The sequence below is a fragment of the Cycloclasticus pugetii PS-1 genome (assembly GCF_000384415.1).
GTDB classification, from domain to species: Bacteria; Pseudomonadota; Gammaproteobacteria; order Methylococcales; family Cycloclasticaceae; genus Cycloclasticus; species Cycloclasticus pugetii.
The window spans coordinates 860,282-881,832 of sequence record NZ_ARVU01000001.1 but is presented as its reverse complement, the minus strand read 5'-3'; the positions used below and the strand labels follow the sequence as shown (position 1 = coordinate 881,832).

Below are 21,551 nucleotides of genomic sequence, written 5' to 3'. Positions count from 1 at the left end.
AATCAAACAAAGGTATCTTAAATTTAAGCTGTTTTTATCGTCACATGCCAAAAAGATTCATTAAAAAATACTTCCCCAACAATACATCGATAAAGGAACACAAACACCTAAAGGTCTTTGGTAGCTTATTACATAATCAAAACTTGTGGCACCTTAACCGCCGCTCTTTTGCAGGGGCGATTGCGACAGGTCTATTTATTGCTTTTATTCCCTTACCCACACAAATGTTAATTGCCGCAGCGGCAGCCATTTTTTTACAGGTTAACCTACCGGTTTCTGTTGCCACCGTTTGGGTCAGTAACCCGGTCACCATGCCCCCTCTTTTTTATGCCGCATACTCGGTTGGTGCGACCCTTATGGAAGTACCAATAGAGGCCCATGAATTTTCATTTTCAGTAGCCTTTATTCTCGACACTTTGGGGGCTAGCTGGAAGCCTTTTTTACTTGGTTGTTTTATATTGGGTTCTGCAACATCTGCCGTCGGCTATGTTCTTGCTCGTATTATTTGGAGACTTGCTGTTATCAAAAAATGGTTAGCTCGTAAGCATTCCATCATCAAGCGTTAAAACCCTATCCATTTTATTTGCTAACTCATGATCATGTGTCACTAACAGCAAACTAATATTGAGGCGTTGATTCAACTCCAACATTAATTCATAAATTTGCTCGGCTGTTTTTTTATCCAAATTACCCGTTGGCTCATCTGCCAAGACACAAGCTGGTTGCGTAACTAACGCACGCGCAATAGCAACACGCTGCCGTTCACCACCAGACAATTCACCATAACGGTGCTTTATCCTACTTTCTAAGCCTACCTGCTTGAGCATCTCGTCTGCTTTTTCTTGGGCAAGTGCAACACTCTCGCCACCTATCAACAAAGGCATCGCCACATTTTCCAAGGCACTAAACTCTGCCAGCAAATGATGAAACTGATACACAAACCCTAAACATTTATTTCTTAATGATGAACGCTCCACTTCTGTGAGTGTGGTCAGGTTTACGCCATTCATCATCACTTCACCTGAGGTCGGTTGATCTAGCCCCCCTAACAAATGCAACAAGGTGCTTTTACCCGAGCCGGACGACCCCATAATAGCAACTCGATCGCCCTGCTTTAGGCTTAAATCAATCCCTTTGAGCACAGGTACAATCAGGTCTTTTTCACCAAACGTTTTGGTCAGTCCTGAACAACTTAAAAAAACGTCATTATTCATACCGTAATGCCTCCGCAGGGTTCACTCGTGACGCCTGCCAAGCAGGGTAAAGCGTTGAAACAAAAGATAATAAAAATGAATACGTCGCTATGGTGGTCACATCCGACCAAACTAATTTTGACGGTAACTCACTAATGTAATAGATATCAGCGGGTAAGAACTGAACATGAAAGAATTGCTCAATGGTATGCACGATCATTTCAACATTTAACGCCAAACCAACACCTGCAGCCACGCCAACAAGGGTGCCAATCAGACCAATTAATGTACCTTGAACCATAAACACACCCATCACAGAGCGAGGTGTTAACCCCAGTGTTCTTAAAATGGCAATTTCAGACTGTTTATCCGTGACGACCATTACTAACGTCGACACAATATTAAATGCCGCAACAGCGACAATTAACATCAATATGATAAACATCACGCGCTTTTCAGTTTTAATCGCCTTAAAGAAATTACTGTGTTCCATCGTCCAATTAGAAATACTGTAATTCGGTGTCAGTGTTTGCGCAATTTTGCCGGTTACAACAGGCGCTTGAAACAGGTCATGCAACTTCACCCTAACCCCTGTCACGCCTTTGTTTAAACGTAACAGTTTTGAACCATCATCAAGATGAATAAAGGCTAAATTTCGATCGTACTCATACATGCCCACTTCAAACTCACCGACAACCGTAAAGCGACGCAATCTAGGCAATATACCTGCTGGCGTTGGCGTAACTTGTGGTGTGATGACAGTCACTTTATCACCCACACCCACACGTAAATAACGAGCTAATTCCGACCCAAGGACTATACCAAACTCCTTTGGTTTTAATAATTCCAAACGACCTTCAACCATTTTCTGGTTAATATCAGACACTTGATCTTCTTGCCCGGGTAACACACCCCTTAACAAGCTGCCGCTGACTCGTTGATTAGCACTTAACATTACTTCCGCTCTTACAAATGGTGCCCAGCCAGCCACATCATCAGTTTCACTTAATGTATCACCTAAGACTTGCCAGTCTTGCAATGCATTGTAGTATTCAGAAATGGTAACATGGGACGCCATCCCTAAAATCTTTTCACGTAATTGCGCCTCAAACCCGTTCATCACCGATAGTACTGTAATTAGCGCCATCACACCTAGCGCGACACCCAGCATAGATGTCATGCTAATAAACGATATAAACCCCGAACGTTGTTTTGCTCGTGTATAACGCAGGCCAATAAAAATTTCGAGTGGTTTAAACATAGGTGCGAATTAGATCATATATTTAATTTGTAAACCTAACTTACTGTCTAGAGAATTATCAACATTTCATCAAGAGGTGATATATTAATGCTGGAAAACATATAGGGATATCAACATGACGTTTAAAAAAATCATTTTAGCCAGCATTTTTTGTTTCACACCATTGATCACTCATGCTGACGTTTTACTTATTGACGTGATTAACAAGGAACCAGCGAACACGCCAGCCGGCTTATTGAGACCCAAAAATGGGCAATCAATGGATACCGTGATCTCTCAATTTGGCAACCCCATAAGAATATACCCTACTGTTGGCGAACCACCGATTACCCGATGGCAATATGTCAAATTTTCTGTTTATTTTGAACACAACCTTGTTATTCATAGTGTTGTTAACAAGCCCAAAAAAGCACTTTAAAATAATCGGCAAAGGCTAAAGTCAGTTATAAATCAATTACCTATATTGTAATTTGACTTTACACCTGCACGGAAAAACCTTCATAAAGCATATAACCACTGTGGTCTCACCGTCTTTGCTTTAGATTAAGGTGCTCAATAACAACCCTTATTCTTATTAGACACACAGCCCTACTCTATACATTACACACAAGCTAACCATCCACTAACTGGCTGGCATGATCAAAAGGCACTGTCTCAACCAGTCAACCTAACTATTTCCACTTAGCGCTTTATTTAAGCCAAATGAAATACACCCCTTGTTTTGTTTATGAGAAAATAATTCTTTTATTTTTTCCATTTTTTACGTCTACTCAGCTATGCCAAACCTACCTACAAAATCCACACAATCCATTTCTTGGGGAAAATTCGAAGGATGCTCTGATGCCTTAACCATCGCAAACGCAGGAATGGAGTCGGAGCAATTACTGGTGGTTATTTGTTCAGATACCCAATCGGCACTGAGATTAGAACGAGAAGTTCCTTTTTTTCTAACCACGCCTTTGCCGGTTATTTATTTTCCAGACTGGGAAGTCTTACCTTATGATAGCTTTTCTCCTCTAGGCGAAATTATTTCTGAAAGGCTAGCGACTTTATACAAACTGCAAAGCCTAAATAAAGGCATACTCATTGTCACCACCGCTTGCTTACTACAACGGCTAGCGCCACGTGATCAACTTTTAAATGAGTGCTTTTCACTCTCAACAGGTCAACAATTCAATATTGAAAAAACCTGCCTAAATCTAGATAAATTAGGCTACCAGAATGTGCACTCTGTTCATGAATATGGTGAATACTCCGTTCGAGGGGCTATTTTAGACATGTTCCCAATGGGCAGCAAAAAGCCCTATAGAATTGATTTGTTTGATGATGAAGTAGAGTCCATCCGTACGTTTGACACCGAAACCCAACGCTCGATTGATAAAGTTGACTCCATTCAACTATTTCCCGCAAGAGAATTCCCTATTAATGACAAAAGCATTCAACTTTTTCGCCAACAATTTAGAGACCAGTTCCCAAATGTGTCTGATAAGAACACCTTATATCAACAAGTCTCTAAAGGTAATATCCCTAATGGTATAGAAAACTATTTGCCCTTATTTGTAGAACATACCGAATCATTTTTTGATTACATCCCGAAGGCCACTCTCATCTTGCACGGTGATATCTTAGCTGCTGGAGAAACATTTGCCACACAGGTCATTGAGCGATTTCAACACAGGCAACGTGATATTGATCGCCCGGCATTACGCCCAGAATTACTGTTTCACGACTTAGAGAGCCTGCAACAAAGAATGGCCAACTACCCCTCTGCTTCATTACAAAGTGACATCCATGAAACAGAAAAAACAGCCTTAATCAATACCGATAAAAATGACCAGGCACACCCTTTATTAGACTTATTAAACATACAAAAACATAAAACTTTGTTTGTTGCGGAGTCTGCGGGGCATCGTGAATCAATGCGTCAGCAACTACAAAAACTAAATGTACGCCCTACCCTCGTTGAAGATTGGGCGACGTTTGTTCAAAACGATGTATCCCCCTGCATTGTCGTTGCACCGATAGATGAAGGCCTTAGCTCCTCTACCGTCAGCATCATTACGGAAAACAACCTATTAGGCACACGTGTTCAACAACGTAGACGCAGACGGTCCTCCTCTAACCAACGACTTGAAAATGTATTTAACAGCTTAGCCGACCTTGAAATCGGCTCCCCTGTTGTTCACCAAGAACATGGTGTTGGTCGATACATCGGCTTGAAGCACTTAGTTGTAGACGAGATTGAAACCGAATTTTTAACCTTAGAATATGCCAATAGCGATAAACTCTATGTGCCTGTTTCATCGCTTAATTTAATTGGTCGATACATGGGCACCCAAGGGGATAGCGCCCCATTACACCGATTGGGTAGTGATCAGTGGGAAAAAGCACGCAAAAAAGCACTGAAACGTGCACGCGATGTCGCCGCAGAATTATTAGACATCCATGCTCGACGCGCCGCCAAACCTGGCCGCCCAATGGTTACTGAATCAACCGAGTACGATAACTTTGCCCGTGCATTTCCGTTCGAAGAAACCGAAGATCAAGCAACCGCTATTGAACAAACACTACATGACATGAGCCTTGCTAAACCAATGGACCGTGTTGTTTGTGGTGATGTGGGGTTTGGTAAAACAGAAGTGGCTATGCGCGCGGCCTTCACCTGTGCCAATAATCACTACCAAACTGCCGTTTTAGTGCCAACCACCTTACTTGCTCAACAGCATTATCAGAATTTTTCCGACCGTTTTGCCGATTGGCCCATTCGCATTGAAGTACTTTCACGGTTTGTCAGCAGCAAAAAGCAAAATCAAATTATTGCTGATACCGCCGAAGGGAAAGTTGATATTCTTATTGGTACCCATAAATTATTACAAAAATCATTAACCTACAAAAACCTTGGTTTAGTGATTATTGATGAAGAACAACGCTTTGGCGTGCGCCATAAAGAATATTTAAAATCCATGCGCTCTGAAGTGGACATGCTTACACTCACCGCTACCCCAATACCCAGAACACTTAATCAAGCCATGTCTGGATTACGCGATATTTCCATCATTGCAACACCACCACCGAATAGACATGCTATCGAAACCTTTGTATCTGAATGGAATAGTGGACTGATTCAAGAGGCCTGCCAACGTGAGATAAGACGCGGCGGTCAACTGTTCGTTCTCCATAACGACATTGCTACAATGGATAGGGTTATTCGTGACATTGAAGAACTAGTACCCGACGCCAATATTCGAAAAGCACACGGGCAAATGCGTGAAAGCGAATTAGAGCATATCATGCTCGACTTTTATCACGCCCGATTTAACGTACTGGTGTCTACGACGATTATCGAAAATGGTATTGATTTACCCAATGCCAATACCATTATTATTAACCGCGCCGATAAACTCGGTTTATCTCAATTGCATCAATTAAGAGGTCGGGTTGGCCGCTCTCATCATCGTGCATACGCATACATGATCGTACCGCCAGAAGGTGTTATGACTAAAGATGCAAAAAAACGTATTGATGCAATCCAAAGCAGTGCCGACCTAGGTGCTGGCTTTACCTTATCAACGCACGATATGGAGATTCGTGGTGCGGGTGAGTTATTGGGCGACAACCAAAGTGGGGAAATCCAAGAAATTGGCTTTACCTTATATACCGAGTTACTGGATAACGCAGTAGCCGCAATAAAATCAGGTAAGCAACCAGAACTTGAAGAACGTATCGAAACAGGACCAGAAATAGACCTGTCTGCCAGCGCATTAATCCCCGATGATTATTTACCGGACGTTCACACACGTCTTGTGTTGTACAAACGAATTGCTAGTGCAGATGATGCAGAAGAACTAAGGGACTTACAAGTCGAGATGATAGATCGTTTTGGCCTTCTACCAGACAGCACAAAATGCCTCTTTGGTATCAGCGAGATAAAACAACAGGCTAAACGTATTGGTATTGATAAAATTGATTTTGCCAAATCCAATGGGCGATTAATATTTTCAAATGCCCCATCGATAGACCCTGCAAAAATAATTGAATTGATCCAAACACAACCACAAATTTTTAAATTGGATGGACCTCAAAAATTACGTTTTAGTAAAAAACTTAATACCACTGAAGAGAAAGTTGAGTTTATACTCGACCTCATTAACTCTATCGCATTGAGCAAGTAATAAACATGACAGCAACACGATTATTTTCATATGCTTTAATTCTTATTGTGCTTTCATACAACATTCAGGCGTTTGCCGACAATGAAAGCTCAACTCAGCCAAGCACTTGGTACAGTATTGAATACCTCATTTTCGAAAACAAATCATTGAGTAACCAAACGTTAGAGCCTTGGACAAGCGCAGCCTTCAAAATACCTGACAATGCCATCAGGCTGAGCAATGTATCTAGCAATACAGCCTTTAAGCCTTTAGCACCCAACCAACAACAACTTTACGGCGTTTATAATCGGTTAGAAAAGCTATCCTCATATACACCCATCGCTCATGCGGGGTGGGTTCAACCACTTCAACAAAAAGGCGAGCGGAAGCCTGTACAAATTAGCCACCAAACTGGGCCTTTACAACTTGAGGGGACACTTACTTTTCACCGTGGACGGTTTTTACACCTAGACATTGATTTGCAGTTGAGTGAGATGAACTCGTTAGCGATAACTCAAACCAATCTTTCACAACGTTTTCATGAACCTGTTACCTTATACCGATTAACAGAAACTCGGCGAATAAAAACGGATGAATCACACTATTTTGATCATCCGCGTTTTGGTATTTTGGCTATTGTGAAAAAAATTGACTCGCCTAATTAACCCACTCAACAAAAGTTAACTGATACAGCTAGCTCACATAGGCTAATTTAACCGCATTATATTCATCTACAATGCTGTCAATCGCCGATTGTTCAAAAGGCCTCAAACCGCTGACCACCATATCTTTTGTACCATGCCCTATGGCTTGACCATCCACAAACAAATTAAATTCAAGCTTCACACTGCCTTTTTTACCATCAACACGCATCGACGCACCAGAAAACTCGAGATCCAATGAACCTTCTAGAAACGAATGAATTTCAATGACCATATCTTTATAAATAATTAATGGCCGAGCAGGGTTAATCATCACCCCTTTCTTTTGCATTAAATCGATAAGTATTTCTGGAAATGTTCGACCTGAGAATTGAACATATTTCTCAATCAAACTCGAAATAAACTTATCGTTGTTGCTCTGTTCCCCAGAACACTGAACCGTCATCATCGACTTATTATTTTGATCAGACAAAATAAACTGCTCACTCAGCTTCTCAGGCAAAGTAACAACCGTTTGCTCGGTCACCATGCTTTCAAAGCTAAAACGCATTGATTGGCTAACACCTAATTCCGTTAACGCTACCGCAAATAATAAATCCCCTGGTACACAAAATCGTTTTGTCTCAACATCATGCAATGGGTTAAAGTCACCAGCTACTGATTTAGCAAAAAGGCTGGCTTGCTGCCTTGTAAAACTAACTTTTTGATCGTCTATTTTATAAAACTTTTTTATATCCATGATTATGATTTTTCGTTAAGACCAACAGAATTATACGTTATTCATCCACTTTCATTTCATATACCAGCACTTTCAATAAATGCTCCACTTTGATCATGCCCGCTTCTGCATGGCCTTCTATGTCTCGCATACTAATTTCACCACCTTCTAAACCTGCCGCCCAATTAACCACCAAAGCACAGCAGGCATAATTTAGTGCCAACTCTCTAGCTAACGCTGCTTCAGGCATGCCTGTCATACCAACTAAATCACAACCATCGCGCTCTAATTTTATTATTTCGGCTGCCGTTTCTAACCTTGGGCCTTGCATACAAGCGTAAACAGCTTTGTCGAAAACAGCGATTTCCGCTTTATACATTGCGCGCTTTATTTTTTTTCTCAGCTCCACCGAATACGGGGTTGTAAAATCTATGTGAGTAACGTGCTCTAGATCATCCTCAAAGTACGTTGAGGCTCGCCCCCATGTATAGTCAATTAACTGATCTGGCAGAACAAGACTCGCGGGTGGCATTGATCGATTAATACCGCCAACAGCAGCGATTGCAACAACATCCGTTACACCCACTTCTTTCAAGGCCCACATATTTGCCCGGTAATTAATTCTGTGTGGTGGAATATTATGACCATACCCATGACGTGCCATAAACACAATATCAACGCCATTTAATTCACCAAAAGTGATCGGTGATGAAGGTTCACCATAGGGGGTTTTAACCACTCGCTTACGGACACGCTCCAAATTAACAAGTTTGCTTAAACCAGTGCCGCCAATAATCGCTAGCTTTGACATACTAGTTCCTCAATATTTTCTGGGCAGGCATATAAACCATTTATGTTTCTTAGGTAGCCTTTGTAATCCATGCCTAAACCAAACAAATATTGCTTACCACTATGGTAGCCAACAAAATCAGCCCGCAAGGGCTTTTGCTTGTTTAAATCTTTATCCACTAAAACAGCTGTATAACAAGAGGCAGCACCTTGTTCCTCGCAATACGCTTTTATATGCGCCATTGTGATACCTTCATCCAACACATCATCAACAATAATAACTGTTCGACCTTGTATCGGCGTGGCGGGAAGTTGCTTCCACTCAAGTCGCCCCCCAACCAGATCACGGTGGTAACGTGTCGCATGGATATAATCAACTTCTAATGCGAAATCCAATTTAGGTATTAAGCTACCAACGGCTACAATTGCACCGGTCATAACGCAAAGAATAAGTGGGTTCTTATCCCCACATTCTTCAGTAATTTCAACAGCCAGTGTATTGTACATCTGCTCTACAGCTGCGCCATCCAACAAACAGGTACTGTTTTTCTTTACCCACTCTATTTCTGTTAAAGGCATCATCAGCTTAGTTAAACCCATCAATGATCTTTCGGCATTGTTGCCACTTTAAAGAATCTTGAAGATGGCCTTCAGGAAGCCTTGTTGTCGGTCGCATTTTTTTTAACCTTTCGATAGAGTTAGTGTTTATTTCAACACCATTTAAGTGATCAATAACCTGTTCGGCTGCGCTTCGATCATTACAGATAAGTGCCATATCGCCACCCGCCTTTAACGCCTGCTGCGCTCGTTGTCCAATATCACCAACTACACTAGCACCCTGCATGGTCAGGTCATCACTGAATATAGCACCTTGAAAGCCTAATTGCTGACGCAAAATAGTTTGCAACCAAAACTCAGAAAAACCGGCTGGCATTTCATCAACCTGTTGATAAATCACATGCGCCGGCATAATGCCTTTCATTCCTGCTTGTATGAGCTGCCTAAAGGGGTACACATCATCTTGTAAAATGTCTTCTAATGAACGCTCATCAATTGGAATCGCAACATGAGAATCAGGTGCTACTGCACCATGCCCAGGAAAATGCTTACCGATGCTTGCCATGCCTGCTTCAGCCAGCCCTTGCTGGAATGCTTCAGCCAACTCAACAACGATTTTTTTATCACTCGAAAACGCACGATCGCCTATAACATCGCTGCAAGCGTAATCAATATCCAGCACTGGTGCAAAACTAAAATCAACTCCCACCTGCCTCAATTCCATTGCCATTAACCAAGCCACTTGCCGCGCATAATTAAGAGCATTTTCCTTATCTTCCTGATAGCACTCACCTAACATTTGCATACAAGGGATGGGGGTAAACCCCTCTTTAAAGCGCTGCACTCGCCCACCTTCATGATCAACAGCTAGCAACAACGGCTCTGCTCTTAAACGATGAATTTCATCACAAAGCACTGAGACTTGTTCAATACTGTCATAATTCCTTGAAAAAAGGATAACACCGCCCACTAGAGGGTGTTTAAGAACCTCTCGATCAACGGCCGATAATTCCACACTGTCAATATCAATCATTAAAGGCCCAAGGGGCATAGGCGATTTCATTTTTTTAGTCTATCCTTATCAATATAATTTTCTTAAATCAAACACATCGTTATTTGGAGCTGTTATGCGTTTTGTTGCTTTACTTTTAGGCCTTATGTTTATTTCCCCCTTCACTGTTGCCAATGAGGAAACTTCTGCAGAAGCCATCTATCTACCGCTAACACCTCAGTTCACTGTAAACCTATTGGGCGACAATCATTATTTGCGCACCAGTATTCAATTACAACTACGTAACAATGAAATAAAAGAGTCGATAGAGGCTCATAACCCTGCTATTCGCCACGCACTTATTGTATTGCTAAGCAATAATTATGTGGAAAATATTTCCAGCGGCAGCGATAAAATAGAATTACAAAACCGAGCAGTGCAAGTTCTAAACACCACACTAAAAAAATACGCTAAAAAAGAAGGCGTAGAAGCTGTCTTTTTTACTGAGTTTGTTTCTCAATAAACTATTCATTAATTAACACACTAGACCCAACCGATACCCGATCAAAAAGCTCAATAACATCTGTATTTAACATTCGAATACATCCATGTGACGAGGGTGTAGAGGTCACCAGTTCATCAGGTGCACCATGAATATAAATATAACGCCGCATCGTATCAACCTGACCTAAACGATTTTTGCCTTTTTCTAAACCAGACAGCCACAAAATTCTAGTCAATATCCAGTCTCTATTCGGCTGGCTTTTTGCAAAGCCATGTTGGTAAATTTCACCTGTAAAACGGCGACCTACAAACACACTGCCTGACAACTGACCAGCACCTATTTTTGCGCGAATGATATGTTTCCCTCGTGGGGTACACTCACTACCAAACAGTTCACCGGCACCATTTTTTGCGGTGCATACCGGATAGGACTTAATCAATCGGTCACTGTTATATAACGCTAATAACTGATCGCTAATACTGATTATTATGTTCAGTTTAGGGCGATTCATTTATTTTTCAAATAACGCGATCGATTCGACATGCGAGGTATGCGGAAACATATCCATGACACCGGCCTTTTTTAATGTATAGCCTAATTCATTCACTAAAATAGCTGAATCACGTGCAAGCGTAGATGGGTTACAAGACACATAAAGCACCTGTTCAGCGCCCCACTTTGGCAAATAAGGTAGGATTTCTTTTGCGCCTAAACGAGGTGGGTCAATTAATACTTTATTGTATTTTTTCTTCGTCCAAGGTTCCTCAGCGACAGCTTCCATTAAATTAGCGGTATAAAAATCCACGTTGTCCAAGCCATTCTTATCGGCATTTTGTTTTGCCCGTATAATCAGCTCATCACTGCCTTCAACACCGGTTACATGACCTGCCACTCGAGCCATTGGTAGCGTAAAGTTTCCTAAACCACAAAATAGATCAAGCACGTTATCATTTTCATTTAACGCCAGTGTTTCTAGCGCTCTATTAATCATAGAGCGATTAATATCAACATTAACTTGAACAAAGTCGCTAGGGCCAAAGAACAAACTTACATTATTCGGCAATTGGTAACTGAGCGGTGCTTTTTCACCGCTTAATGGGATAATGGTATCTGGGCCTTTGGATTGGGTATAAATATCTACATCAGCAGACACTTCAAAACGTTTTAATACCGCTATATCCTCTTCACTTAACGACTCGAGAATTCTAAAAACTAATGCTGTTCGGCTATCGCAAATAGACACTTCGATCTGCGGAATTTTATCTTTAATCGATAAGTTGCCAATCAACGATGACAAATCCATTAGGCGTTGCCCAACTGAGGGATGTAACACCTCACATTTTTCAATTTCAGCCAAAAAAGGGCTGGCTTTTTCTCTAAACCCTACCAGCACTCGGCCTTTTTTTACGACATCTTTCACGCCTAAACGCGCCCGGTGACGATAACCCCAAAAAGGCCCTGTTAACGCAGGCCATAACTCAACATCTTCGAGTTTAGCTATGCTTTTAAACTGATCGAGCAAAATGCCTTGCTTGGCAAGAATTTGTTTCTCAGGATCAATGTGCTGAAAACTACAGCCACCACAAATACTGTAATGCTGGCAGCCCGGCTCAACACGGTCGTCAGATGCTTTTAACACCTCAGTAACACGGCCTTCGGCAAAATCTTTTTTCTTTTTACTGTATTCAAAAACAACGTCTTCGCCTGGTAGCGCACCTGCGATAAAAACCGCCTTATCATCTACATGTGCCACACCGCGACCATCGTGGGCTAACGATTCTATTGTTGCTGTTGCCGTTTCAGGCGGTAAGTTCTTTCTTCTATTCCTACGTCTAGCCATGTTGCTTTTAAAACCATCTTTCTATGTTAAATAAGCATTACATTTTAAACGTTAAACAAAATTTAATCCGGAAAAACTCCTGTCGAAATATACCGGTCACCTCTGTCACAAATAACAACAACAATTGTTGCATGGCTTAAACGCTTTGAAAGCTCTAAAGCAACATGAGTGGCCCCACCAGACGAGACACCACAAAAAATGCCTTCTCGCTGCGCTAAGGCTCGCATTGTCTGTTCGGCTTGCTGCTGATTAACTTCAAGAATGTCGTCAACACGTGAACGATCATAAATTTTTGGCAAATACTCTTCAGGCCAACGGCGGATTCCTGGAATTTTAGAATCACCTTCCGGCTGAACACCAATCACCTGAATATCATTATTTTTTTCTTTTAAGTACATTGAGGTACCCATAATCGTTCCGGTCGTCCCCATTGAACTAATAAAGTGGGTTACCTCTCCTGACGTGTCGCGCCAAATTTCAGGTCCCGTGCCGTTATAGTGCGATAAAGGGTTATCTGGGTTAGCAAATTGATCCAAAATCGTGCCTTTGCCCTGCTGCTCCATCTGCCTTGCTAGATCGATCGCCGCCTCCATACTGCCAGCGGCCGGTGTTAAAACAATATCGGCCCCGTAAGCCTTCATTGATGCACGCCGTTCTGCACTCATGTTATCTGGCATGATGAGTGTCATTTTGTAGCCTTTAATAGCCGCAGCCATTGCCAAAGCGATGCCTGTGTTTCCGCTAGTCGCTTCAATCAAACGGTCTCCAGGCTTAATATCACCACGTAACTCCGCTTGTTGAATCATGTTAATGGCAGGCCTATCTTTAACAGAGCCTGCTGGGTTATTACCCTCAAGCTTCAACAAAATAGTATTTGTTGTTGAGTCCATCCGCTGTAACCTGACGAGCGGCGTGTTTCCAACAAAATCTTCAATGGTTGGGTAAGTCATTTACTCTCTTTAAAACAAAAATTGGCACAGAAGACTATCATACCTTTACGACGTAGCTAATAATTTTGAGTTATGTCCTTAAGGCCATCGACTTATGCTAAAATTTTTTTAAAAATTACATAAAAAAATAGTTGCCTAATGAAGATAGTTAAAAGCCCCCTTTTTGCTAGAAAAAATCTCTTATTCGCTTTTTATATTGCCTTCATCACACCTTTTGCCGTTGCAAATGAGATAAACGATTTATCTTTTTTTAATACCGAGATTCCTATTGTCTTATCTGCCACTCGGTTAGCACAACCACAAACCGAAGCACCGGCAACGATCACCATCATTGACCGTCAACTGATCAAACTATCGGGGGCAAAAGCCATTCCCGAATTATTTAGATTAGTACCCGGCTTTCATGTTGCTCACTTTCGTGGCAATGAACCTGTTGTTGCTTATCAGGGGCTTAGTGGTGAATTCCCCCAAGGCGTTCAAGTATTAATTGATGGGCGCTCTGTTTATAGTCCCCTTTTTGGTGGTGTTGACTGGTCAAATCTTCCTATCATGATGGAAGATATTGAAAGAATTGAAGTTATCCGTGGTCCGAACGGCTCCTCCTTTGGTTCGAATGCATTCCAAGCAGTCATCAATATCACCACATCACATGCGGTGCAAACAAATGATTTTCAAGTTAAAAGCACGCTCGGTGAAAGGGGCTATCAACGCACGCTCCTAACTGGTAGCCATTCCTTTGGAGATATCGACGTTAGACTCTCCGCTTCACACATTGATGATAACGGCTACGCCAATAATGATGACGATAGCCGTCATGACTCGCTGACCGGGCGATTGGATTACCAAATTACTCATCTCGATAGCTTGCAATTGAATTTCGGTATCATCAATACCTTAAGGGAAACACATACACCTGGCACTTTATTAGATCCTTTTGACCCACCTAGAAACACTGATGACTCGCAGCATTCAATTCATGCTAAATGGGAACATTCAACACCTGATGATCAACTGTTTATTACTCAAGCTTCCTATACCAGACACCTACACAAAGACAAATTTACAACTTTCTTTGATGCCAACAATATAGGTTTAGGCTTTATGGGGAGCTCCGTTAGTCGTCTCGACTTCACCGAGTACTTTGATCGATATGATATGGAATTTGAGCATCAATTTCATTTTAATGATCAAGTTCGCGTTTCTTGGGGCCTTGGCAGTAGAATCGATCGTGTCTATTTACCTCTTTTACAAAACTCTACACAGAAACTTGATAATTCTATTCAGCGCATCTTTAGTAATGTTGAGTGGCGCCCCGAACATAATTTAATTATCAACATGGGCGCACTTTGGGAGCATTCTCAATTATCAGGTGATGATCTGTCACCACGGTTGGCAGTAAACTACCTGCTAACGCCTTCACAAAGTATTAGGTTTTCTGCCTCTCATTCCATTAGAGCTCCAGTCTTAGTTGAAAATAATTTAAATGCCGATGCGTCAATAGAGTCTATTAGCATACCGGGGCTGGTATTGAATCAACCTTTATTACGAACCAAAGCTGGGCTTGACCCTGAAACAGTAGACTCACTCGAAGCAGGCTACCATGGTTTGTTTTTTAATAACGCACTCACCGTAGACCTTAAGTTATTTAGAAATGAGTACGACAACCTGATTGACGTAAAGGGCCTAGCAACTGACGCGACCCTGTCACTATTTGGCATCCCTATAGCTACCGCTGACCTTGGCACCAAAGTTCAAACAGTCGACAACCTGCATTATGCAAATATAAACGGCTATGAAATTGAACTGAACTATCGACCCGATGCAAATAACTTAGTTCACCTAGGGTATGCATACAACCATACCAATGTTGGGAGAATCACTCACAATGATATTGAAAATATTCGCAGCTCTGTACCAAAAGATGTTTTTAATATTTTGGTCTCCCATACGTTTGATAATAATTTATGGGCTAGCATTGCTTTCTACTACACTAGTAGCATGGAGTATTTAGACTCGGGTAACCCACAAGGTCCGTTAAGGCGCTTAGATATTAATACAGGAAAATCATTTAACCTATCACAACGCCAAGAAATAGACCTTAGCTTTAACCTACAACTGGCTCTTGATAAAAACAAAGACTTCCTGAATGAATTTGAACTCGATAACCGAGCATTTGTCGAACTAACCTATAGGTATGACTAAAAGGACGACAGTAATACAAGTTAAGACATGGAATGTTGCACAAAAAACTCTAGGTATTTACTAACCAGCTTATTACTGGTCGGCTTTATTTATGTTCCTTATGTTGAGAATCAATACCTATTTTCAATGTTCCCTCGATTACTCTTCTTCTACCTAATTTTGAATAGCCTCACACAGCAATGCTCCTTAGCTAAGCTATTAATAACATGATGACTATAATTTTTAATGCTTTTTTGATAGCTAAAATTATCTGCCTAACTTTCGGCATTAAACTTAGTCATAGTCATAACATATTCTCTTATGTTGTTAAGCAACAATTTTTCGCAGAACGTCTAAAAAGGAACAGACTACTCACCAAAGGCAACCCCACGTATCAAACCATTGCTAATATTCGACTGTACTTTAAACTATCGAAAAAGCTAACTAATGGAATCCGTTTTAGCTCATCATTAGCATCCAATAAAAAGCAGCCTCTTCATCAATACGTAGTCACCAATAACCAAATGCATCAAAGGATAAAATAGCGTGCTGATTAACACCCATCAGCCCAGAAAATTTTATAGTGTCTATCTAGCAGTGGCTTTACTGCTGATACCTATACCCTTACTTGCACAAAATTTGGCTATCATTTCTGATAACGCTAGCCATTATCAAACCAGCTATAAAACACTTATTACGAACCAGCTATCTCAAGACCCCAGCATACAATTACGAAACATACCGACCAGCTCATTAAGCACCGAAACGCTAATAAAAGACTCACCCGACATCCTGATTAATCTCGATAATAAAGCCATAAAAAAACTCGTGGAATTGAATATACAAACCACAACATTTCACGCCTTAACAACATTATCACATGCTAAAAAGAACATCCCATGCTTACCGTCATGCCGAGAGCTTCGGCCTAATCACTTTTTCTTTGTCTTGGATCAGCCACCAGCTAGACAATTAAATTTAATACAACGTCTTAGCCCTTTATTTAAAAACATTGGTGTTATTGTCACTCATCAATCAAAAGATCAGCTAACACACTTAAAGAAAATTGCCGCGGATAAAAAATTAACCATTAACGAACACCTTAGTAATTCAAAAAATGTAAATTCCCAAATAGGTCGTGTTTCACAATCTTCGGACATCATTCTCGCAATAGCCGATACCGATATTTATAACGCCACGTCTCTTTCACAAATCCTACTAACCAGTTACCGTTATGGAACACCCATCATAGGTTTCTCTAAAGGCTTTATAAGAGCCGGGGCTATTGCAGGAACAGTCAGTAGCCTCGAGCAGTTGGCTAAGCATCTAACCGAAACAATCTTCGCCCTAGAGGAAGCAAAGAAGCCTCTGGCAAACAGTATTGTTTACCCTAAATATTTCAGCGTTATTTCCAATAGAAATGTCGCAAAAAGTTTAAACCTACATTTCCCTAACGATAAAGCATTACAAGCGCAATTAATCAGCTATGAGTTTGATAAGTAGGTTTCAATTACAAGATAAGCTGCTACTCCTAGGCGTTATGCCAGCAGCCATCGTAGCCATTATATTAGCCACCTACCTAACCTCAACGCGTTTAAATGACATGTACGATTTATTGCATAAAACGAATGAGAACTTATGTCTTTCAATAGCCAAATCCAGTGTTAATGGTGTCTTTTCTGGGAATTTAGCGGCGCTCGATGCAGTTGTCCGTTCAGTAGTTAATGAGCCAGATATCCTCTCTATTAAAATTACAGACAGTGCGGGAACGGCTCTTTCCTATGCAAACAGTGATATTGCAACACCCTCATTACTATCCAACCCATCAAAAGAAATTGTTCAACCAATCACACTTAAATCAATTGAAAACACGGATGAATTTGATAGCTTATTGGTTGGCCCACCGGTTGAAAAAAATGAAACCATTGGTTACGTCACACTCACGCTTTCATATGAGGCTATTCAACAACGGCAATATAATATTTTATCTAACACAATCTACATCACCTTATTTTTACTATTGGTAATCGCTCTTATTGCAAAATACTTCAGCGCAACAATTAGTCGCCCCATTCTAAAATTAACACGTGATGTAAAAAACATTACTAAAGGCAACTACACTCCACCACCTAACACCCCAAATATCAGTAGCAAAGATGAAATTGCCACACTCGAGAGCGGTGTTCATGAAATGGCTCAGCAAATTAATAATCACCAACGGATTCTGAAACAGAGGGTCCTTGAAGCGACGCAAGAGTTAAGGTCTCAAAACGACAAGCTTTTTTCTGCCCAAGAAGAAATCCTCAAATCCGCGGATGCAAAATCACGGTTTATTTCACATATAAGTCATGAAATACGAACTCCGTTAAATGGCATTATCGGCTTTCTTGAAATCATTCAACAAACCCCTCTTGATGATGAGCAACTGAAATTGGTCAATGCGTCTCATTTATCATCAAAAAATTTACAAACCATTATTAATGAAGTATTAGATTTTACCCAGCTTGAATCTGGCAAAGTACTTATTCATAAAACAAATTTTGAACTGAAAAAAGCAATACAAGATGCCATCTTGCTTTTATCTGCCCAAGCAAAGGAAAATCACGTCAGCATTAATTATCAGCACGATGCCAATGTCCCTGTGGTTATTAATCAAGACCACGTCAAGTTTGGTCAAATACTTATTAACCTACTTAGCAATGCTATCAAGTTCAGTCACCAATCATCTGTTATCGTTCGCTTAAAAATGAACCCTTACAAGCAGGATGTTATTGATATTAGCATCATTGATCACGGTATCGGCATCAGTGGACATAACCTCAAACAGCTTTTTCAAGAATACTCTCAACTTGATGGCGCTACTAGCGACCAGGGAACAGGTCTTGGCTTAGTAATTACTAAACGCCTGCTAAATGCACTTCACGGCAGCATTAAGGTAGAAAGCACCTTAGGCGAAGGCTCTAATTTCACCTTTAGTCTACCCTTTACACAGGTGAAAGATAGCTACCAAGCTATTAATAAACCCATAGCGATTGAACACCCTCTGCCCGACCTAAGTTCTTTAAATATATTAGTTGCAGACGACAACGAAATTAATCGATTATTGTTGAGTCATTTATTAGAAAAACAACACGCTAATGTAACCTGTGTTAACGATGGCCAACAAGCCATTGAACTAGCCTTCAAGCACCCCTATGACCTGATGCTATTTGATTTAAGAATGCCTTTAAAAATGGGCAATGAGGCACTTTTTGAAATACGTAACCACCCACAAAACCCTAACTATAAAACACCCGCCATTGCTATTACTGCACACATTACCTCAGGTGAAGAGAAGGCACACCACATCAGTTCATTTGATGGGTACCTAATAAAACCTATTGATCAAGTACACTTTTTCGCCTTAATTGAGCAATTACTTAGCGAACATGATTTTGATACGCAGCCTTTTATATCAACCACTACAAATGGCGACTCAGCCTCTAACAGTCAACCGTTTGATTATCATTTAGCTAAAAAAAGCATGAATGCGGACCATTCTTTTATGTTAATTATGCTTGAGAAGTTTTTATCTGAACTCCCTAAACAAAGCGAAGACATTTCAGAGCTGATTGGGCAAAACAACATAGTGGATGCAGCAGAAGCAGTCCATAAAATCCACGGTTCGGCAGCATATTGTGGAACACCTTTATTAAAATCAGCAGCGAAAAAACTTGAGCTTGTATTGAGGGAAAACGATAAAAATAATACTCAAAAGTTCCACAAGATTTTTTGTAATGAAATACAGACATTGCTTACATTAAAAAGCGACATTCTTACCTTGCTGCAAACCCTTACTAATAATCAAGAAACTTAAACAACTTTCTTATAACGTGCCCATAGCAACCATTACATGGCGCTTTAATCAATCAAGAAACCCTAATTACAGTTAAGTAGAAAACCTTAATCCCTCTGCATTAATACTCATACTCTATCAATACGCGCAAAGTACTATCAGGGCCTTTATAACCTAAGCCAAATATGGAGCCCACTTCCCAATGCATTTTTTTCGCATGGGCTAAGCGAATATCACCCATTACAACAGGGCCTACCGCCTGGCCATTTTCATTACTATAAAACTCAATGGCAGGTTCTAACTTTTCTGAATACCGATAGCGTGCCTGAAGAGCAAGCGACGATTCAAGCTCATTCTTTATTTCATTCCCCCACTCATACTCAATAATAAAATTAGCGGCACCCACCCATTTACCCCACTCTTTTTCCATTAAAAGACCACTGGATAAGCCCCAAGTATCATCGTGCTGCTGATGCTCAAGTTCAAATAAAACACCCCAGTCAGCATCGTACTCACCTTGTTCAGTTAACTGCCATTTTACTTCCAGCTCTAAGGCCTCTAAAGAAAAGTGCCGATCGTTATCTTCTGCAATAAGATAGCCCTCAACGAACAAGCTATCCGATAATGATTTACCGATACCAAGCCGGTGAAGTTGCTGCCCATCTCCTGATAACATTCGCCATTCCAGCTCCCTTTCTAAAGGCTGGACGTACGGGTGATACACTTTATCTACCGAAAATTCCGATGCTGCCACACGAACGGCTAAAAGTGCTAAACAACAGGCTTGTAGTGTTCTGCTTATTGTTCTCACTCGCCCATTTCCCACTTAAAGGTTTTAAAAGTCCTAACAGCTAAGGCCGATGAAAGCATTAAACTTATAAAATACCCACCAACTTGAATAGGCGTTGGCGTTGATTCATAGCCAAGCAAGGCATATAAAATTTGCCCTATAACAGAGCCCTCACTCACCCATGATGAGGTGTTCCATAATGGTGATTGACTGATCAAAATATCCGCCTGAATTAACAATTGAAATGCTTGAGTGGTCATACTCGCGCTGATTAGAACCAAGGCAACTAAGCAAACAGCAACCCCCTTCCTAGGACGCAAATTGATCATTAAATAATACATAAACACTCCCACACTGAAGCCAACTCCAGCTCCAATAAAGCTGCCTGCAAGCACTGTTTCTAATAGCTGCTCATTACCTATAAAACCTTGAATATAAATGATTATTTCTGACCCTTCGCCCACTAAAGTGGCCGATAAACACCCAGCAATCGCCCATACAGTTGTTTTGTAATAAGGTCGCCTACCCATTGAAAAAATTAAAAATAACAAACAAATAAACGTCATTAGGTGCATGCACGCATTCAAAATTTCTTGCCCAACACCATCAAAAAACATCGAAATAGATGCAATATGACGAGCATAAAAAATTGATAACACCCCACCTAAGCCCAAAGAGGAAAGAAAGTAACGACGCGGTAATTGCAGTTTCTGAGATAGCACTAACAGCACACTGACTATAAGCGCTGCTTCAAATACTTCCCGTAAGATAATAATGACTGAATTGATAAGCATAACGTTACTTTACAATGACCTTGCCCTGAGCTGTTTTAGGAAAAAACTCACCAAAAAAGGGGTATTCACCCGCTGGTAATGGACCTATAAAAACAACGCCTTTTGAATGTCCTGGAATAACTTTCTCACGGTTAAGCTCATAACTCTCAAACTCCTCTGCTGTCTGGTCTTGGTTATCAATTAACAGCTTTACTTTGGTATCGACGGGAATTTCAACCGTGGACGGGTAAAACAGGTGATGACGAATAACAATATTAACTGTAGGTGCCGCGAAAAGTGGGGTTACTGTCAACATTAAGCAGATGATGAGTAATATAAATATACGCATAGATG

Annotated in this window: 20 protein-coding genes; 8 read left to right on the top strand and 12 right to left on the bottom strand. The window is 40.9% G+C overall.

Going from position 1 to position 21,551, the window contains the following annotated elements; genetic code table 11:
- The first annotated feature begins 44 nt into the window (after positions 1-44).
- On the top strand, positions 45-566 hold the full coding sequence (locus CYCPU_RS0104280) for a DUF2062 domain-containing protein (RefSeq protein ID WP_015005651.1): 522 nt from the start codon (positions 45-47) through the stop codon (positions 564-566).
- Here CYCPU_RS0104280 and lolD read toward each other — a convergent pair.
- Positions 534-1,214: a lipoprotein-releasing ABC transporter ATP-binding protein LolD gene (gene lolD / locus CYCPU_RS0104275; protein WP_015005650.1), complete on the bottom strand. Its 681-nt coding sequence runs from the start codon at positions 1,212-1,214 to the stop codon at positions 534-536. The two genes, CYCPU_RS0104280 and lolD, sit on opposite strands and share 33 nt — an antisense overlap.
- A complete protein-coding gene (locus tag CYCPU_RS0104270) occupies positions 1,207-2,454 on the bottom strand; it encodes a lipoprotein-releasing ABC transporter permease subunit (protein WP_020162026.1) in 1,248 nt (415 codons plus the stop codon). Before CYCPU_RS0104270 ends, lolD begins: the two co-directional genes overlap by 8 nt.
- Before the next feature lie 115 nt (positions 2,455-2,569).
- Between CYCPU_RS0104270 and CYCPU_RS0104265 the strand changes: the two genes are divergently transcribed.
- From CYCPU_RS0104265 to CYCPU_RS0104255, 3 genes are all read left to right on the top strand, one after another.
- Entirely contained in the window at positions 2,570-2,872 is a 303-nt protein-coding gene (locus tag CYCPU_RS0104265; RefSeq protein ID WP_015005648.1) for a hypothetical protein, read from the top strand.
- 358 nt (positions 2,873-3,230) lie between these two features.
- Positions 3,231-6,626, top strand: a complete 3,396-nt coding sequence (gene mfd, locus CYCPU_RS0104260) for a transcription-repair coupling factor (RefSeq protein ID WP_083923779.1) — start codon at positions 3,231-3,233, stop codon at positions 6,624-6,626.
- Between the two features lie 5 nt (positions 6,627-6,631).
- Entirely contained in the window at positions 6,632-7,270 is a 639-nt protein-coding gene (locus CYCPU_RS0104255; protein ID WP_020162024.1) for a CsiV family protein, read from the top strand.
- A gap of 28 nt (positions 7,271-7,298) precedes the next feature.
- On the opposite strand, the gene CYCPU_RS0104250 is transcribed toward CYCPU_RS0104255, so the two are convergent.
- Genes CYCPU_RS0104250 through nagZ form a run of 4 tightly spaced genes read right to left on the bottom strand, consistent with a single transcriptional unit; the run spans position 7,299 to position 10,395 of the window.
- A complete protein-coding gene (locus tag CYCPU_RS0104250) occupies positions 7,299-8,006 on the bottom strand; it encodes a DUF3581 family protein (RefSeq protein WP_015005645.1) in 708 nt (235 codons plus the stop codon).
- A gap of 37 nt (positions 8,007-8,043) precedes the next feature.
- Positions 8,044-8,796, bottom strand: a complete 753-nt coding sequence (locus CYCPU_RS0104245) for an S-methyl-5'-thioinosine phosphorylase (RefSeq protein WP_015005644.1) — start codon at positions 8,794-8,796, stop codon at positions 8,044-8,046.
- Positions 8,784-9,374 (bottom strand): hypoxanthine-guanine phosphoribosyltransferase, encoded by a 591-nt coding sequence (locus CYCPU_RS0104240; RefSeq protein ID WP_020162023.1) that lies wholly within the window; start codon positions 9,372-9,374, stop codon positions 8,784-8,786. Before CYCPU_RS0104240 ends, CYCPU_RS0104245 begins: the two co-directional genes overlap by 13 nt.
- The gene (gene nagZ / locus CYCPU_RS0104235) at positions 9,361-10,395 is read right to left on the bottom strand and encodes a beta-N-acetylhexosaminidase (protein ID WP_020162022.1); all 1,035 of its coding nucleotides are present in this window, start codon (positions 10,393-10,395) and stop codon (positions 9,361-9,363) included. The genes CYCPU_RS0104240 and nagZ overlap by 14 nt, the downstream gene beginning before the upstream one ends.
- A gap of 64 nt (positions 10,396-10,459) precedes the next feature.
- Here nagZ and CYCPU_RS0104230 point away from each other — a divergent pair, with 64 nt between their 5' ends.
- On the top strand, positions 10,460-10,846 hold the full coding sequence (locus CYCPU_RS0104230) for a flagellar basal body-associated FliL family protein (protein WP_015005641.1): 387 nt from the start codon (positions 10,460-10,462) through the stop codon (positions 10,844-10,846).
- Position 10,847: 1 nt separating this feature from the next.
- Here CYCPU_RS0104230 and CYCPU_RS0104225 read toward each other — a convergent pair whose 3' ends face one another.
- The 3 genes from CYCPU_RS0104225 to cysM all read right to left on the bottom strand — a co-directional run bounded on the left by CYCPU_RS0104225 (position 10,848) and on the right by cysM (position 13,618).
- Positions 10,848-11,339, bottom strand: coding sequence for a L,D-transpeptidase (locus CYCPU_RS0104225; protein WP_015005640.1), 492 nt, complete (start codon positions 11,337-11,339; stop codon positions 10,848-10,850).
- The gene (gene rlmD / locus CYCPU_RS0104220) at positions 11,340-12,668 is read right to left on the bottom strand and encodes a 23S rRNA (uracil(1939)-C(5))-methyltransferase RlmD (protein WP_020162021.1); all 1,329 of its coding nucleotides are present in this window, start codon (positions 12,666-12,668) and stop codon (positions 11,340-11,342) included.
- A 62-nt stretch (positions 12,669-12,730) separates the two neighbouring features.
- On the bottom strand, positions 12,731-13,618 hold the full coding sequence (gene cysM, locus CYCPU_RS0104215; protein WP_015005638.1) for a cysteine synthase CysM: 888 nt from the start codon (positions 13,616-13,618) through the stop codon (positions 12,731-12,733).
- Between the two features lie 138 nt (positions 13,619-13,756).
- Here cysM and CYCPU_RS0104210 point away from each other — a divergent pair, with 138 nt between their 5' ends.
- The 3 genes from CYCPU_RS0104210 (at position 13,757) to CYCPU_RS0104195 (ending at position 19,655) form a co-directional block, all read left to right on the top strand.
- Positions 13,757-15,820: a TonB-dependent receptor plug domain-containing protein gene (locus CYCPU_RS0104210; protein WP_020162020.1), complete on the top strand. Its 2,064-nt coding sequence runs from the start codon at positions 13,757-13,759 to the stop codon at positions 15,818-15,820.
- Positions 15,821-16,345: 525 nt separating this feature from the next.
- The gene (locus tag CYCPU_RS0104200) at positions 16,346-17,302 is read left to right on the top strand and encodes an ABC transporter substrate-binding protein (protein WP_020162018.1); all 957 of its coding nucleotides are present in this window, start codon (positions 16,346-16,348) and stop codon (positions 17,300-17,302) included.
- Positions 17,286-19,655, top strand: a complete 2,370-nt coding sequence (locus CYCPU_RS0104195) for an ATP-binding protein (protein ID WP_020162017.1) — start codon at positions 17,286-17,288, stop codon at positions 19,653-19,655. The genes CYCPU_RS0104200 and CYCPU_RS0104195 overlap by 17 nt, the downstream gene beginning before the upstream one ends.
- 100 nt (positions 19,656-19,755) lie before the next feature.
- On the opposite strand, the gene CYCPU_RS0104190 is transcribed toward CYCPU_RS0104195, so the two are convergent.
- From CYCPU_RS0104190 to CYCPU_RS0104180, 3 genes are read right to left on the bottom strand one after another with little or no spacing between them, the layout of a single operon-like run.
- Positions 19,756-20,445: a hypothetical protein gene (locus CYCPU_RS0104190; RefSeq protein WP_020162016.1), complete on the bottom strand. Its 690-nt coding sequence runs from the start codon at positions 20,443-20,445 to the stop codon at positions 19,756-19,758.
- Positions 20,442-21,218: an FTR1 family protein gene (locus CYCPU_RS0104185; RefSeq protein ID WP_020162015.1), complete on the bottom strand. Its 777-nt coding sequence runs from the start codon at positions 21,216-21,218 to the stop codon at positions 20,442-20,444. The genes CYCPU_RS0104190 and CYCPU_RS0104185 overlap by 4 nt, the downstream gene beginning before the upstream one ends.
- A 4-nt stretch (positions 21,219-21,222) precedes the next feature.
- Positions 21,223-21,546: a cupredoxin domain-containing protein gene (locus CYCPU_RS0104180; protein WP_015005632.1), complete on the bottom strand. Its 324-nt coding sequence runs from the start codon at positions 21,544-21,546 to the stop codon at positions 21,223-21,225.
- Positions 21,547-21,551 lie beyond the last annotated feature (5 nt).

What these genes read in the sequence shown, in the direction of transcription:
- CYCPU_RS0104280 (WP_015005651.1), top strand. Translation starts at nt 45, where the DNA reads ATGCCAAAAAGATTCATTAAAAAATACTTCCCCAACAATACATCGATA.
- lolD (WP_015005650.1), bottom strand. Translation starts at nt 1,214, where the DNA reads ATGAATAATGACGTTTTTTTAAGTTGTTCAGGACTGACCAAAACGTTT.
- CYCPU_RS0104270 (WP_020162026.1), bottom strand. Translation starts at nt 2,454, where the DNA reads ATGTTTAAACCACTCGAAATTTTTATTGGCCTGCGTTATACACGAGCA.
- CYCPU_RS0104265 (WP_015005648.1), top strand. Translation starts at nt 2,570, where the DNA reads ATGACGTTTAAAAAAATCATTTTAGCCAGCATTTTTTGTTTCACACCA.
- mfd (WP_083923779.1), top strand. Translation starts at nt 3,231, where the DNA reads ATGCCAAACCTACCTACAAAATCCACACAATCCATTTCTTGGGGAAAA.
- CYCPU_RS0104255 (WP_020162024.1), top strand. Translation starts at nt 6,632, where the DNA reads ATGACAGCAACACGATTATTTTCATATGCTTTAATTCTTATTGTGCTT.
- CYCPU_RS0104250 (WP_015005645.1), bottom strand. Translation starts at nt 8,006, where the DNA reads ATGGATATAAAAAAGTTTTATAAAATAGACGATCAAAAAGTTAGTTTT.
- CYCPU_RS0104245 (WP_015005644.1), bottom strand. Translation starts at nt 8,796, where the DNA reads ATGTCAAAGCTAGCGATTATTGGCGGCACTGGTTTAAGCAAACTTGTT.
- CYCPU_RS0104240 (WP_020162023.1), bottom strand. Translation starts at nt 9,374, where the DNA reads ATGGGTTTAACTAAGCTGATGATGCCTTTAACAGAAATAGAGTGGGTA.
- nagZ (WP_020162022.1), bottom strand. Translation starts at nt 10,395, where the DNA reads ATGAAATCGCCTATGCCCCTTGGGCCTTTAATGATTGATATTGACAGT.
- CYCPU_RS0104230 (WP_015005641.1), top strand. Translation starts at nt 10,460, where the DNA reads ATGCGTTTTGTTGCTTTACTTTTAGGCCTTATGTTTATTTCCCCCTTC.
- CYCPU_RS0104225 (WP_015005640.1), bottom strand. Translation starts at nt 11,339, where the DNA reads ATGAATCGCCCTAAACTGAACATAATAATCAGTATTAGCGATCAGTTA.
- rlmD (WP_020162021.1), bottom strand. Translation starts at nt 12,668, where the DNA reads ATGGCTAGACGTAGGAATAGAAGAAAGAACTTACCGCCTGAAACGGCA.
- cysM (WP_015005638.1), bottom strand. Translation starts at nt 13,618, where the DNA reads ATGACTTACCCAACCATTGAAGATTTTGTTGGAAACACGCCGCTCGTC.
- CYCPU_RS0104210 (WP_020162020.1), top strand. Translation starts at nt 13,757, where the DNA reads ATGAAGATAGTTAAAAGCCCCCTTTTTGCTAGAAAAAATCTCTTATTC.
- CYCPU_RS0104195 (WP_020162017.1), top strand. Translation starts at nt 17,286, where the DNA reads ATGAGTTTGATAAGTAGGTTTCAATTACAAGATAAGCTGCTACTCCTA.
- CYCPU_RS0104185 (WP_020162015.1), bottom strand. Translation starts at nt 21,218, where the DNA reads ATGCTTATCAATTCAGTCATTATTATCTTACGGGAAGTATTTGAAGCA.
- CYCPU_RS0104180 (WP_015005632.1), bottom strand. Translation starts at nt 21,546, where the DNA reads ATGCGTATATTTATATTACTCATCATCTGCTTAATGTTGACAGTAACC.